Genomic DNA, 12,840 nt, shown 5'->3' on the forward strand with positions numbered 1-12,840 from the left:
CACCGGGTACGCCTCAGGACACGGTCGACGCGGACGCCGACGGCACGGTCGACGCGGACGCTGACGGCACGGCCACCGTTCCGCTGCCCGGCTTGAAGTCCTCCGGAACCGGCCGGCCCGGGTAGTACTGCGCCTGCAACCGGCTCCAGGTGCCGTCCGCGATGACCTCGTCGAGGCCCTTGTTCAGCGCCGCACGCAGCTTGTCGCTTCCCTTGGCGACGGCGTACGCGGTCGGTGTCGGGCTGAGCTGCTTGGCCGCCACGGTGATCTTGCCCTTGCTGTCGGCGGCCGATTTCTCACCGATCTCCGCCGGAGCGATCCACGCGTCGGCCGTGCCGGCCTTGAGCTGGTTGATCGCGCCGTTGTAGTCCGGCACCCGCACCGGGTCGAGCTGCTTGCCCGTGGCGTAGTCGTCCTGGACGGTGCCCTGCACCACCACGACCCGCTTGCCGGCGAGCTGGTCGAAGTCGGTGATCGGCGAGCCGGCCGGGACGTCCAGGCCGAAGTAGCCGAAGTCGTAGCCGTTGCCGAAGTCGACGGTCTTCTTCCGCGCCTCCGTGATGGTGATCGAGGAGCTGCCAACGTCGAACTTGCGGTTGTTGACCTGGGAGAGCAGCGCGGAGAAGTCGGTGCCGACGAACTCGACCTTCAGGCCGAGCTTCCCGGCCACCGCGGTCAGCAGGTCGTTGTCGAAGCCGGTGAACGTGCCGTCCTTGAGGTACACGTTCGGCGGTGCGTCGGTCAGCGTGCCGGCGCGCAGCACGCCCGGCTGGGACAGGCCGTACGGGTTGGCGGTGGCGTCGGACGAGCTGTCCCCGCCGCAGGCGGTGAGCGCGGTGGCGGCCAGGATCGTGGCCGCGCCCAGGGCGGCGGCGCGGGTCAGGGCAGGAAGGAATCGCACGGGTGTCTCCGAAAGGGTTGTCTCGGCGCGCACGGGCGTGCGCCGCCGACGGTGCGCCCGATGGGCGTACCGCTGGGGAGGGTTCGGGAAGAGGGGTGCGCTAGTGCGCGGTGCCGCGACGACAGGCGGCGCTGCACATTCGCATCATGTCCACGTGCCGTCGCCGGGTCAGTGCGGGCGAAGGCCAACCGGCGGGGAATTCCGCGACGTCGGTCGGTGGGGCGGTGCTGAGGATGCGCATGGCTCTCCCGGGTCTGTGCTGACCTGGGTGCCAGGCCACGCTTGCACCGACGTCGTGCCGGTGCCTGGTCTTCACCCGGGGCACCCCACCGCGGAGGAGGGTTGCCGGCCAGCAAGCCGGGGCTTCGCGCTGGCACTCATGACCTGCGCCGAGGTTAGCAGCAGAAACCAGCCGCTCGTCCAGTCGATATGACCACGCTCACCGTCCGCGCCCGACGCGTGGCCCGCAGGTCAGCCGGCGTGCACGTGTGGGCGGCGCGTCTGGTCGGGCTCCTGGCGGCGCAGGATCTCCCGGGTGACCGAGGCGATCTCGCCCTGCCCGAACGCCAGGTAGCGCAGGACGTTGCGGGCCGGGCCGCCCTCGGTCCACTCGAAGTAGATGTGTGGGCGCCGCCGGCTGCGGTTGCGGATCTCCAGCAGCATGGCGGCCAGCGCGTTCGGCACCGAGGAGCTGGCAAGGCTGAGCACCGGGAAGCGGTCGTGCGCCACGCTGCCGCGCACCAGCAGGCCGGTCTCGAAGTCCGACGGGTCGGTGACATGGACCTCGACGAAGATGACGTCGCTGTCGTCGGGGAAGTCGTTGTCCGCCACCGCCTGGGCGAGCTTGTCGCGGTACTCGGTGAGGTCGCGCCGCTCCGGCTCGTGCGCGATGAGGCGGATCCGACGCTCGCTCCGCTCGGCGATGATCGCCGTCGCGACCGGGTCGAAGTCGACCCGGTCGACCCGCAGCTCGAAGGCCCGCATCACCCGCGACAGCGCCGACACCACGATCATCCCACCGATGAAGCAGGCGGCGATCTTCACACCGTCGGGACGTTCCACCACGTTCGCCACAGTGGTGTAGACGAACACCACAGCGATGATCCCGAACGCGACCGTGCGGCCGCGCTGCCCGCGCCGCCGTGCCGCGAGGGTCACCGCCGTCGCCGCCGAGGTGATCAACACCAGAACACCGGTGGCGTACGCGCCGCCCTGCGCGTCGACGCTCGCCCGGAAGACGACCGTGATCAGGAACGCCACCGTGGTGAACACCAGCACCAGTGGCCGGATGGCCCGCGCCCAGGTCGGCGCCATGCCGTAGCGGGGCAGGTAACGGGGTACGAGATTGAGCAGACCGGCCATCGCCGACGCCCCGGCGAACCAGAGGATTCCGATGGTCGACAGGTCGTACACGGTGCCGAACACCTGACCGAGGTGCTGGTGCGCCAGGAAGGACAGGGCCCGACCGTTCGCCGGGCCGCCCGGCTGGAACGCCTCGGGTGGGATCAGCACGGTGGTGGTCACGCTGCTGGTGATCAGGAAGACGCTCATGGTGACGGCGGCGGTGGTGAGCAGCCGACGCGCGCCCCGGATCCGGCCCAGCGGCCGATCCTCCGAGTCCTGACGGTCCCCCTGGATGTGTGGCATCACCGCCACCCCGGTTTCGAAACCGGACAGGCCCAGCGCCAGCTTCGGGAACACCAGCAGGGACAGCGCGACCACCATCAGGGGATCGCCGTGCCCGGTGGTCAGCGTGGTGGTCCAGTCCCTGACCGCGCTCGGATGGGTCACCACCTGCCACAGCGCGTCGGCGATCACCACCGCGTTCAGCGTCAGATAGATCGCGACCAGGACGACGGCGATCCCGATGGCCTCGCCGAATCCCTTGAGGAACACCGCGCCGAGCAGCGCCACGAGCAGCAGCGTGAGCAGGACCTCGTGGCCCTTGAGGCCGCTGGGCCAGAACGGGTTCTCGTCGAGGTGCGCGGTCGCGTCGGCCGCGGACAGCGTGATGGTGATGATGAAGTCGGTGGCCGCGAAGCCGAGCAGCACCAGCACGAACAGCTTGCCCGGCCAGTAGCTCAGCAGGCGTACCAGCATCGCGATCGAACCCTCACCGTGCGGGCTCTCGACCGCCACGCGGCGGTAGACCGGCAGCGCGCCCAGCAGCGTCACCAACACCAGCACCAGGGTGGCCACCGGCGACAGCGCCCCGGCGGCCAGCGCCGCGATGCCCGGCTGGTAGCCGAGGGTCGAGAAGTAGTCGACGCCGGTCAGGCACATCACCTTCCACCACGGGTGGTGCCGCTGCTCCCGGGGGCGGACGTGCAGGCCCTGCGGCACGGGTCGCTCCGACCGGTCGTCGAGCAGCCAGCTCCGCAGCCGGTCGGTCCGCCGGCCGGCGCGCCTGTCGACCTCCATCGGCGCTACCCCCGTCGTCCCGCCCATGGTCACCGCGAGTATCCGTCGGCGGGCCGGCACCCGTCCGCCGGTGCGCGGAACCCGCCCGTTGTGGGCGTCCGGGCGAGCGGCGCGTCGGGGTTTCGGGCCGGAGGCAGGGGGGAAGCAGCGCCTCCCGGCGTCCACCTCGACCTGCCCCCGTGTGGGCCGGGAGGCCGCCGGACGGGCGGCCCCGGGAAGGGGGAGCGGGTCATGGTCGGCGGCCGTCGGTTCCGCCCGGGTGGTGGCTTCGGTCGCCAACTCGACCAGTACGAGACAAGGGTTGGCGTGCCGCCACCGACGGAGTCACCCACTCCGCCCGCCGGCGGCCTGGTGGACAGCGCGGTCTACATCCGAGGGCACCGGTTCGCCTCACCGTCCGGCCTCGCCGAGACGTACCGCTGCCTGCAGGACCAGGACGGCGCGATGGCCTGGATCGGGTTGTACCGGCCCGACATCGACCAGATCACCTCGCTGGCCCGGGAGTTCCGCCTGCACGACCTGGCGGTCGAGGACGCGATCAACGCCCACCAGAGGCCCAAGCTGGAACGGTACGGGCATACGCTGTTCGTGGTGCTGCGCGCCGCCCGCTACGACGACCTGCGGGAGGAGGTCGAGTTCTCCGAGCTGCACCTGTTCATCGGGCCCGGCTTCGTGGTCACCGTCCGGCACGGTGAGGCCCCCGACCTGGCCGCGGTGCGGCGGCGGATGGAGACCGAGGCGCAGATGCTCGCCCGGGGTCCGGAGGCGGTCCTGTACGCGATCCTCGACGAGGTTGTCGACGGGTACGCGCCGGTGGTGGCCGGGCTGGAGAACGACATCGACGAGATTGAGACCCAGGTGTTCGGCGGTGACCCGAATGCCAGCCGGCGAATCTACGGCCTCAGCCGGGAGGTCATCCAGTTTCAGCGGGCCGCCCGCCCGCTGCTCATCGTGCTCGGCGCGCTGGCCGACGGCGCCGGCAGCGCCAGCACCGACGAGGAACTGCGCCGCTACCTGCGTGACGTGACCGACCACCTGACCCAGGTGGTGGAGCGGGTGGACGGTTTCCGGCACCTGTTGCAGAACATCCTCACCGTCAACGCCACCCTGGTCTCGCAGCAGCAGAACGAGGAGATGCGCAGCCTCACCGCAGCCAGCTACGCGCAGAACGAGGAGCTGAAGAAGGTCTCGTCCTGGGCGGCGATCCTCTTCGCTCCGACGCTCATCGGCACGGTCTACGGGATGAACTTCGTCCACATGCCGGAGTTGAACTGGCGCTTCGGCTACCTGTTCGCGCTGCTGTTGATGCTGCTGGTCTGCGGCACCCTCTACGTGATCTTCAAGCGGCGCGGTTGGCTGTGAACCGCGCGGCGGTGGATCACTCGATGCCGCGCAGGATGTGCCGTTCGTCCTCGACGTCGTCGTCGCCGGCACCGATCCGGCCGAGCAGGACGGCGGCCGCCCAGATCGTCAGTGGCGTGGCCGCCCCGGTCATGCCGCCGCCGGTCCGGTCGTCCCGGGTCTGGCTCCGCTCCGCGCGCGGTGGCCTGCGCTGAGCCTGCATAGGCACTGCCCCTTCTCGTCGAGGCCGCCCTCGGCGGCACGAGGTGCGCCCGCGCCACCGCCCGGGTCACCCGCGCTCGGGCAGGTCACCACCGGTACGGCATCCAGGTCGAACCATCCCACGCCAGGCCGCATCACCACCGCATGTTTTCGGTTTCCCGACTGTCGCCTGCCAAACCGGACATTTTCCTCTAGGGTGCCGGTCGATGTGGTCGGGTCAGAGCAGCGGGTGGGCGATAGCGCGCGCGTGGTCGGTGAGCGCCGCGCCGACCACGGTCGCGGCCAGCGGCAACACCTCGAGGCAGCGCCGCACCGCGGCGGCCATCAGCGCGTTCGGCACCCGCATGGAGAGCGTGCAGTGCGGCACCCAGCGGCCCGGCTGGTAGTGCTCGGCCAGGGGGATGCCGGCGGCGGCGAGCCGGTCGTACACCATCTGTTGGTGGGTCAGCAGCTCCGGGGTGGGTGCCGGGCCGAGCCAGAGCACCCGCCCGACGAACTGCCCGGCGTGCTGGAAGTCGAGTCGCAGCGGGGCGGCCACGACGGTCCCGCGCAGTGCCTCGGCGACCTGCTCGGGGTTGAAACGGGGCGCCACCGCGAGCGAGACGTGTGGCCGGTGGCGCTGCTCCCACAGCGACCGCATGCTCTGCACGCCCTCGGCCTCCAGCGCGTCCCAGAGCACCCGGATCCGCCGGGTGGCGTCCGGGTCCAGATACAGCTCCAACGCCGCGACCACCTGATCACCGTAGTGGCCGAGGTTTGATCGCCCGTGTCGGCGGTACCTGATCGGAAACCAACCAGGAGGCGTGACCCGTGGACGTGAGTGACCTGTTGACCGAGACATACGGCCGACTGCCTGATCTCGTCCGGGCGGCGGTCGACGGACTCACCCCGGAGCAGCTGCACCGGGCACCCGGCCCGGGCGCCAACCCGGTCGGCTGGCTGGTCTGGCACCTGACCCGAGTCCAGGACCATCACGTCGCCGACCTGCTCGACGCCGACCAGGTCTGGGTGAGCGGCGACTGGGCGGGTCGGTTCGGGCTCACCGACGACCCGGACAACACCGGCTACGGCCACTCGCCGGCGCAGGTCGCAGGGGTACGGCCGGAGAGCGCGCAGGCGCTGATCGACTACTACGAGGCCGTCGCGGCGCGTACCGGATCGTTCCTGGCCGGCCTGCGACCGGCGGACCTGGACCGCGTGGTCGACGAGGCGTGGGATCCGCCGGTGACCCTCGGCGTGCGCCTCGTCAGCATCGCCGAGGACGACCAGCAGCACGTGGGCCAGGCCGCCTACGTGCGCGGTCTGATCGAGGCCGGCTGACCGACGGCGTCCGCCGGGCTCACGGCACGATCACGGCCCGGCCCTCCAGCGTCCCGTCGCGCATCTGCTGATACGCGTCGAGGGCGTCGTCCAGCGCGAAGGTGGTGGTCTTCGGCCGGACCAGACCCCGGGCACCCAGCTCCAGCACCTCGACCAGCTCGGGACGGCTGCCCCAGTAGGTGGTCGCGATGCTCACCTCGTACGGCACGGAGAAGAACGAGACCCCCACTGTGCCTCCGCCGATGCCCACGATCGTCAGGTCGCCCACGGTGCGGGCCACCGCCACGCCGAGCGCCAGGGTGGCGTCCACGCCCACGAAGTCGAGCACCACATCGGCACCCCGGCCCCCGGTGGCCTCCCGGATCTGCTCGGCGGCGTCGGCGCCCGAGGTGACGGTCTGGTCGGCGCCGCACTCCTGCGCCAGCCGCAGCGCCTCGGCGCGGGTGTCCACGGCGATGATGCGGGCCGCCGTGGTGGCTTTGAGGATCTGAACGCCCACATGTCCCAGCCCGCCGACCCCGATCACCACGGCCGTGCTGCCCGGCGGCAGCTTCGGCCAGGACCGCCGGATCGCGTGGTACGGGGTCAGGCCGGCGTCGGTCAGCGGCGCCGCGTCCACCGGATCCAACCCGTCCGGCAACGGCACGATGTGTCGCGCGTCGGGGACAAGCTCGTACTCGGCCATGCCACCGTCCAGGCCGAGCCCGCCGCCCCCACCCGGCACCGGGGCGCCGGCCGGGTTCTCGCAGTACGGGTCGACGCCGACGCGGCAGCGGGCGCAGGTGCCGCAGCCCCACGGTCCGAAGACGGCGACGGGCTGGCCGATCGTCAGCCCGGTCACGCCGTCGCCGAGGGCGTGCACCCAGCCGGCGTTCTCGTGACCCAGGGTGAACGGCGGGTTCCAGGGCATGGCGCCCGGCTCGAACTCGTCCATCAGGTGCAGGTCGGAATGGCAGGCGCCGGCACCGCCGATCCGTACCACCACCTGTCCCGGCCCGGGCGTTGGATCGGGGACCTCGACCAACTCTGGTTCCGACTTCCACTCCCGCAATCGCAGCGCGCGCATCCGGTTCTCCCATTCTTCTCGGCCTGACCGCAGGCTCCCCACCTCCCCGCTGAGCAAACGGCCCAGGTGAACCCGCCCTGCTGGGTTCGCTCACCCGTTCCGGGTGAACCGGGCTCACCCCGGCGTGGGTGATCCTCCGAGGAGCCGTGGGGAGGGGGACCTGATGGGCACGACGGTGGCGCAGTACCTGCAACAGTTGGACCCCGGCCGGCGGCCCGACCTGCCGGAGACCACGGCCGGCACGCTGCGGCTGGACGTACGCGGCGACGGCTGCACCGACCACTGGTACCTGACCATCGCCGACCAGCACGTCCGGGTCACCCGCTCCGACGATGACGCCGAGCTGATGGTCCGCGCGGACCGAAGGGTCTACGACCAGATGGCGAGCGGCGAGATGCACGTGGCCAGCGCTCTGCTGCGCAACGAGCTGACCGTCCAGGGCGACCTGCGCCTGCTGATGTTGCTGCGGCGGATCTTTCCCGGGCCGACCGGCGCCCGTCATCCGCGCGAGCTGGCTCGGGCCGCGCTGGACGGTCGTGCCGCGGTGGACGCTCGGGTTTCGGTGGACGGTCGGGATGAGCGGTCGTGAGGCAGGAACTGGTACACGTCATCGCCGGCAACGCGTTCGCGATCAGCGACGCCCAGGGTGACATCGAATTCGATCCGAAGGCGCCGGTCGGTCTGTTCGCGTTCGACACCCGCTTCCTGTCCCGCTGGGTGCTCAGCGTCGACGGCGAACGGCTCAACGCGCTCTCCCGCGACGACATGACGTACTTCGAGACCCGCTTCTTTCTGGTCCCGGGCGCGGCGAGTCACTACGTCGATGCCGATGTGTCGGTCATCCGGCACCGCTCGATCCACGACTGCTTCCACGAGAAGATCACCGTGCTCAACCACTCGTCGCAACCCGCCGAGCTCACCGTGCGGATGGAGATGGGAAGCGACTTCACCGACATCGCCGAGATTGGGCAGCGCAGCGGGCGAGCCGTCGAGGTCGTCGCCGACTCCGCGGGCCACCAACTCGTGCTGCGCTACGAGCGGGAGCGGTTCGCGCGCGAGACCACGGTGCAGAGCAACGCTCCCGTCGAGGTGGACGAGGGGGGTATGACGTTCCGGATCCAGGTCGCCCCCGAGGGGCAATGGGAGACCGACCTGCACGTGACGATGACCATTCGGGGCGAGGATGGCCGGGACATGCGCGCCGGCCTGCAGTCGCACCAGCAGGCCGTCCGCGCGGGAATGAGCGAGGACCTGGCGGACTGGCTGGACCGGGCACCGCACCTGGTGGCCGAGCGGAACGGGCTGGAGGAGACGTATCGGGGCAGCCTGGCCGACCTGGCGGCACTGCGGTACATGCCGCTGTCGCACAGCGAGCGGGTGCCGGTCGGTGGCCTGCCGTGGGCGATGGCGTTGTGCGGGCGGGACAGCATCATCACCTGCCTGCAGACGGTGGCGTTCACCCCCGAGCTGGCCCCCGCGACACTGCGGATGCTGGCGATGTTGCAGGGCGGTCAGCTCGACGACCAGCACGACGAGGAGCCGGGCAAGATCCTGACCCAGCTCCGCTACGGCGAGTCGGCCGCGTTCGGCGACCGGCCGAACGCGCTGTACTACGGCGCAGCCGACACCACCCCCCTCTTCGTCGTCCTGCTCGACGAGTACGAGCGCTGGTCAGGTGACGCGGACCTGGTCCGCGAGCTGCGCCACCCGGCTCGGATGGCGTTGGACTGGATCGACGAGTACGGCGACCTGACCGGTGACGGCTACGTGCGCTACCAGCGCCGGAACGAGCGGGACGGCACGATCAACCAGTGCTGGAAGGACACCCCGGATGCGATCGCCGACGCACACGGCCGGCAACCCGCGTTTCCACGCGCCACCTGCGAGTTGCAGGGCTACGCGTACGACGCGAAACGGCGCGGTGCCCGGCTGGCCCGGGAGTTCTGGGGCGACCCCGCGTACGCCGACCGGTTGGAGCGGGAAGCGGCCGAGCTGAAGGACCGCTTCAACCGGGACTTCTGGCTGCCACACCGGGAGTACTACGCGTTGGCGCTCGACCCGTACGGCGAGCCGGTCGACGCGCTGTCATCCAACATCGGGCATCTGCTGTGGAGCGGTATCGTCACGGACGACCGCGCGGAAGCGGTCGCCGAGCACCTGGTCGGACCGCGATTGTTCAGCGGCTGGGGTGTGCGCACCTTCGCCGCCGGGCAGCGTACGTACAACCCGATGGGCGCACATCTGGGCGCGGTGTGGCCGTCGGACAACGCCCTGATCGCCGCCGGGCTGCGCCACTACCGCCTGGACACGCAGGCGGCCCGGATCGCGGGCGGTATCTTCGATCTGGCGCAGACGCTCGGTAGGGCAGTGCCGGAGCTGGTCGCCGGCTATGACCGCAGCCTGACGAAGTATCCCGTCCAGTTGCCGTCGGCCGGTCGCCCCCAGTCGTGGTCGTCGGGGGCGCTGCTGATGTTGCTGGGCACCACGCTGGGGCTGCGACCCACCGGCGACAACCTGCTGGTGAACCCGGCCCTGCCCCGGGGCTTCGGTCGACTGGAGCTGCTGGACATCCCAGGCCGCTGGGGCAACTCCGACGCCTATGCGAGAGACCGAACCGCCTACCACGAACCCCGCGGCCGCCTCCGCTGAACCCCCACCCCGTCCCCGCCCACCTGCGCGGTGCCACATCAGCCCCGCCGGGGACCGGAGGTGACAGGCGGGGTGGACGGCGCGGGATCGTCGGCGGAGGCTGGGCCGCCTCAGCCCATGGTTTTGGCGCCGTCGATCGACTCCCGCAGGATGTCGGCGTGCCCGGCGTGCTGGGACGTCTCGGCGATCAGGTGCAGTAGCACCCGACGGACCGTCCAACTCGCCCCCGGCTCGAACCAGGGCTCCTGCGGCAGCGGGTGCGACGCGTCCAGGTCGAGGGTCGCGACCAGCTCGTCAGTCTGGTCGGCCACCTCCTGGAACCGCTCGATCAGCCCGGCGAGGGTCTCGCCCGGCGCCATCCGGAACTGATCGGCCCAGTCGAGAGGCTCGCGGTGCATGGCCTCCGCGCCGCCCACGGCGAAGAGCATCCAGCGGTGCTCGGTGCCGGCCACGTGCTTGACGAGACCGCCGAGGCAGAGCTGACTGACAGTGCTGCGGGTGGCCGCCTGCTCGTCGGTGAGCCCGTCGACGGTCCGCAGGAGGAAACCCCGGTGCTGGCGGAGCGCCTGCAGCAGGTCGGCCCGCTCACCGGTGAGCTGCTCCGTGCTGGTCATGGTGTGCCGCCCTTCCTCGATATTCACTCGGTGTCACCGTAGGACGAGGCACCGACACTTTCCGGGCTCCACACGAGGGCGGCGTTGGGTCGCCAGCGGTTGCCGATCCTCGCCAACGGCGGTCCACTGAATGACATGGGTGTCATTAAGGTGGGAACGTCGTCCTGGGCGGACCAGTCGTTGCTGCGCTCCGGGTGGTACCCGCGCTCGGCCAACACGCCAGCCCGTCGGCTGGGTTTCTACGCCGGCCGGTTCCCGCTGGTCGAGGTGGACACGTCCTACTACGCCATCCCCGCACCGGAGACCACACAGGGCTGGGTCGACGCCACACCGGACGACTTCACCTTCGACGTCAAGGCGTTCAGCCTCTTCACCGGTCATCCGACGCCGGTCGCCGCGCTTCCCCGGGACCTGCGCCCGGCCGCCGGCCCGAGCCGGATCCGCCGCCGCGATCTGCCGGAGCCGGCGTACGACGAGCTGTGGGCCCGTTTCCGCGCGGCCCTCGACCCGATCGCGGGGGCCGGCAAGCTGGGCACGGTGTTGTTGCAGCTCCCGCCCTGGCTGGCACGCGGTGCCGCGGCCGAACGCCGGATCGTCGAGCTGGCGCAGCGTTGCCGTCCCTGGCGGGTCGGGGTGGAGTTGCGGCACGGGTCCTGGTTCGACGGCCTGGCCGCAGCGGACACTCTGGACCTGCTGCGCGCGCACGACCTGTCACTGGTCTGCGTCGACATGCCGCAGGGGCATCCGTCGTCGGTGCCACCGATCCTGACCATGACGGCGGAGCCGGCGATCGTCCGCTTCCACGGCCACAGCGACGCCTGGCGTGACGGCGACAAGCAGGAGAAGTTCCGGTACGCGTACGCCGAGGACGAGCTTCGGCACTGGGCCGGGCTGCTGGCCGAGTTCGCCGGTCCGGCGGACGACCTGCACGTGCTGTTCAACAACTGCTGCGCCGGTCAGGCCCAACGCGACGCCACCCGGCTGGCGCAACTGCTCACCGAGACGATGATCGCCGATCGGGCGGTTCCGGCCCCGGCTACGTCGACCGGTTGATGGTCGCGCACGCGGCGCGGTGGTCGGGGGTGTCAGGAGCGTCGGCCCCGGCTGCGCAGTGCGTCCTGGGTCGATTCGCCGATCTCGGCGTCGTCGGGGAAGGTCCGGCCGCTGGGTGCCGGGTCCGGCGGGGCGCCCGGCCCGGCCATCGTCGTACGGGTCGGCTCCACCGAGCCGAAGCCGTGCCGGCCCGCCGGGTCTGACCGGCCCGCCGGGGCACCCGCGCGCCGCTCTCCGCGCCGCCCCTCGGGCACCGCGGTCTCCTCGCTGCCCTCGTCCATCGGCGAGTCCTCGTCCGTGCCCCAGGGCGCGTCGGCGTCGAAGCCGTCGCTGGTGCCCCACGGCTTGGTCGCCTCCGGCTCCAGCCGGTCGTTGTCGCCGCCGCGTCCCTTGTGTGCCGTCATGGCCACCCCGCTCGTCGGTCCGCCGCTACCGGCGGTCGTTGTGCCGTCCTCGGGCCGGGCCTGCCCGCCCGGTGTCGCCGCACGACATTCGTCGTCACGCCGGTGATCGCGCAGGGCCGGCCAGCGCCCCGCCGTCGAGGTGGCGGTGGGACGCCGACCGGCCCGACGCTCAGCGTCCGGCCATCGCCATCGGCCGCTTGCCGTTGCTCATTCCCGCCATCTTGATCATGCTCATCGGGGCACTCTTCATCCCGCCGGCCCGGCCGAGAAGCCCCCGGAACACCTGGCCGGGCTTCTGCTGCTCACTCATGTACGCGGTGACCACGACCAGGGTCCCGGTCAGCGCCGGGACGGCCCACTGGAGCAGCTTCATCTGCCGCTGCGAGGAGGCCACGCTCGCCGGAGTCTGGTGGTTCGGCTCAGTGGTGCCGTTCACCGGTGGGCCACCCGCCTTCTCCAACCGCATGCCGATCAACCGGCTGTAGCCGGTCACCGCGAGCGCGCCGATGGTCAACGCGGTCTTGATCGTGCTGGCCCGGGCCACCCCTGCCTGCGCGGCCACCCGTGGGCTCTCCGTCACCAGCTCGCCGACCGCGCCAGCCAGGTGGGCGCCGATCGCCGCCGCGTTCACCGGGGTCCACTTGGACCACCCCGCTGAGGCGACCGGGAGCCGTTGGGTCGAGTCGCTGATTTTCGCCGCTGCGCTGTTGACGCCGAGCGCCCCCATCAGGGAGCCGCCAAACCAGGCCGCCAGGCCCAGATCGTGCATCGAGCGCAGTGCGGTATGCCGTTCGGACATGTGATCCCCTTCCGCCGTGTCGGGCGCAGCGGCTTACCCGCCGGTCGGGC

At 71.3% G+C, this 12,840-nt stretch carries 13 protein-coding genes and 1 riboswitch; of the genes, 5 read left to right on the forward strand and 8 right to left on the reverse strand.

What is annotated here, in order from left to right:
• Nucleotides 1-13: 13 nt before the first annotated feature.
• Both ABZT18_RS09280 and ABZT18_RS09285 read right to left on the reverse strand, forming a co-directional pair.
• On the reverse strand, nucleotides 14-901 hold the full coding sequence (locus tag ABZT18_RS09280) for an ABC transporter substrate-binding protein (RefSeq protein ID WP_354993978.1): 888 nt from the start codon (nucleotides 899-901) through the stop codon (nucleotides 14-16).
• Between the two features lie 273 nt (nucleotides 902-1,174).
• Nucleotides 1,175-1,286: riboswitch (SAM riboswitch) on the reverse strand.
• Between the two features lie 86 nt (nucleotides 1,287-1,372).
• A complete protein-coding gene (locus ABZT18_RS09285) occupies nucleotides 1,373-3,322 on the reverse strand; it encodes an amino acid transporter (protein ID WP_354993977.1) in 1,950 nt (649 codons plus the stop codon).
• A 231-nt stretch (nucleotides 3,323-3,553) separates the two neighbouring features.
• On the opposite strand from ABZT18_RS09285, the gene corA reads away from it, so the two are divergent.
• Nucleotides 3,554-4,684, forward strand: coding sequence for a magnesium/cobalt transporter CorA (gene corA, locus ABZT18_RS09290; RefSeq protein WP_354993976.1), 1,131 nt, complete (start codon nucleotides 3,554-3,556; stop codon nucleotides 4,682-4,684).
• Between the two features lie 16 nt (nucleotides 4,685-4,700).
• Here the strand turns inward: corA and ABZT18_RS09295 are convergent, their stop codons facing one another.
• A complete protein-coding gene (locus ABZT18_RS09295; protein WP_354993975.1) occupies nucleotides 4,701-4,892 on the reverse strand; it encodes a hypothetical protein in 192 nt (63 codons plus the stop codon).
• A gap of 210 nt (nucleotides 4,893-5,102) precedes the next feature.
• Nucleotides 5,103-5,618: a 2'-5' RNA ligase family protein gene (locus ABZT18_RS09300; RefSeq protein ID WP_354993974.1), complete on the reverse strand. Its 516-nt coding sequence runs from the start codon at nucleotides 5,616-5,618 to the stop codon at nucleotides 5,103-5,105.
• Nucleotides 5,619-5,695: 77 nt separating this feature from the next.
• Here ABZT18_RS09300 and ABZT18_RS09305 point away from each other — a divergent pair, with 77 nt between their 5' ends.
• Complete coding sequence (locus tag ABZT18_RS09305; RefSeq protein ID WP_354993973.1) at nucleotides 5,696-6,205, forward strand: DinB family protein; 510 nt, start codon at nucleotides 5,696-5,698, stop codon at nucleotides 6,203-6,205.
• Between the two features lie 19 nt (nucleotides 6,206-6,224).
• Here ABZT18_RS09305 and ABZT18_RS09310 read toward each other — a convergent pair whose 3' ends face one another.
• Nucleotides 6,225-7,271, reverse strand: a complete 1,047-nt coding sequence (locus tag ABZT18_RS09310) for an NAD(P)-dependent alcohol dehydrogenase (RefSeq protein WP_354993972.1) — start codon at nucleotides 7,269-7,271, stop codon at nucleotides 6,225-6,227.
• Between the two features lie 163 nt (nucleotides 7,272-7,434).
• On the opposite strand from ABZT18_RS09310, the gene ABZT18_RS09315 reads away from it, so the two are divergent.
• Both ABZT18_RS09315 and ABZT18_RS09320 read left to right on the forward strand, forming a co-directional pair.
• On the forward strand, nucleotides 7,435-7,860 hold the full coding sequence (locus tag ABZT18_RS09315; protein ID WP_354993971.1) for an SCP2 sterol-binding domain-containing protein: 426 nt from the start codon (nucleotides 7,435-7,437) through the stop codon (nucleotides 7,858-7,860).
• Nucleotides 7,857-9,920 (forward strand): glycogen debranching N-terminal domain-containing protein, encoded by a 2,064-nt coding sequence (locus ABZT18_RS09320; RefSeq protein WP_354993970.1) that lies wholly within the window; start codon nucleotides 7,857-7,859, stop codon nucleotides 9,918-9,920. Before ABZT18_RS09315 ends, ABZT18_RS09320 begins: the two co-directional genes overlap by 4 nt.
• Nucleotides 9,921-10,030: 110 nt before the next feature.
• Here the strand turns inward: ABZT18_RS09320 and ABZT18_RS09325 are convergent, their stop codons facing one another.
• A complete protein-coding gene (locus tag ABZT18_RS09325; protein WP_354993969.1) occupies nucleotides 10,031-10,561 on the reverse strand; it encodes a DinB family protein in 531 nt (176 codons plus the stop codon).
• Between the two features lie 108 nt (nucleotides 10,562-10,669).
• Between ABZT18_RS09325 and ABZT18_RS09330 the strand changes: the two genes are divergently transcribed.
• Complete coding sequence (locus ABZT18_RS09330) at nucleotides 10,670-11,587, forward strand: DUF72 domain-containing protein (protein WP_354993968.1); 918 nt, start codon at nucleotides 10,670-10,672, stop codon at nucleotides 11,585-11,587.
• A 32-nt stretch (nucleotides 11,588-11,619) separates the two neighbouring features.
• On the opposite strand, the gene ABZT18_RS09335 is transcribed toward ABZT18_RS09330, so the two are convergent.
• Both ABZT18_RS09335 and ABZT18_RS09340 read right to left on the reverse strand, forming a co-directional pair.
• The gene (locus ABZT18_RS09335) at nucleotides 11,620-11,991 is read right to left on the reverse strand and encodes a hypothetical protein (protein ID WP_354993967.1); all 372 of its coding nucleotides are present in this window, start codon (nucleotides 11,989-11,991) and stop codon (nucleotides 11,620-11,622) included.
• Nucleotides 11,992-12,160: 169 nt separating this feature from the next.
• Nucleotides 12,161-12,790 (reverse strand): hypothetical protein, encoded by a 630-nt coding sequence (locus ABZT18_RS09340; RefSeq protein WP_354993966.1) that lies wholly within the window; start codon nucleotides 12,788-12,790, stop codon nucleotides 12,161-12,163.
• Nucleotides 12,791-12,840 lie beyond the last annotated feature (50 nt).

It is taken from the genome of Micromonospora sp. NPDC005291 (assembly GCF_040607415.1).
GTDB lineage: Bacteria > Actinomycetota > Actinomycetes > Mycobacteriales > Micromonosporaceae > Micromonospora.

What these genes read in the sequence shown, in the direction of transcription:
- ABZT18_RS09285 (WP_354993977.1), bottom strand. Translation starts at nt 3,322, where the DNA reads ATGGAGGTCGACAGGCGCGCCGGCCGGCGGACCGACCGGCTGCGGAGC.
- corA (WP_354993976.1), top strand. Translation starts at nt 3,554, where the DNA reads ATGGTCGGCGGCCGTCGGTTCCGCCCGGGTGGTGGCTTCGGTCGCCAA.
- ABZT18_RS09335 (WP_354993967.1), bottom strand. Translation starts at nt 11,991, where the DNA reads ATGACGGCACACAAGGGACGCGGCGGCGACAACGACCGGCTGGAGCCG.
- ABZT18_RS09340 (WP_354993966.1), bottom strand. Translation starts at nt 12,790, where the DNA reads ATGTCCGAACGGCATACCGCACTGCGCTCGATGCACGATCTGGGCCTG.
- ABZT18_RS09315 (WP_354993971.1), top strand. Translation starts at nt 7,435, where the DNA reads ATGGGCACGACGGTGGCGCAGTACCTGCAACAGTTGGACCCCGGCCGG.
- ABZT18_RS09330 (WP_354993968.1), top strand. Translation starts at nt 10,670, where the DNA reads ATGGGTGTCATTAAGGTGGGAACGTCGTCCTGGGCGGACCAGTCGTTG.
- ABZT18_RS09310 (WP_354993972.1), bottom strand. Translation starts at nt 7,271, where the DNA reads ATGCGCGCGCTGCGATTGCGGGAGTGGAAGTCGGAACCAGAGTTGGTC.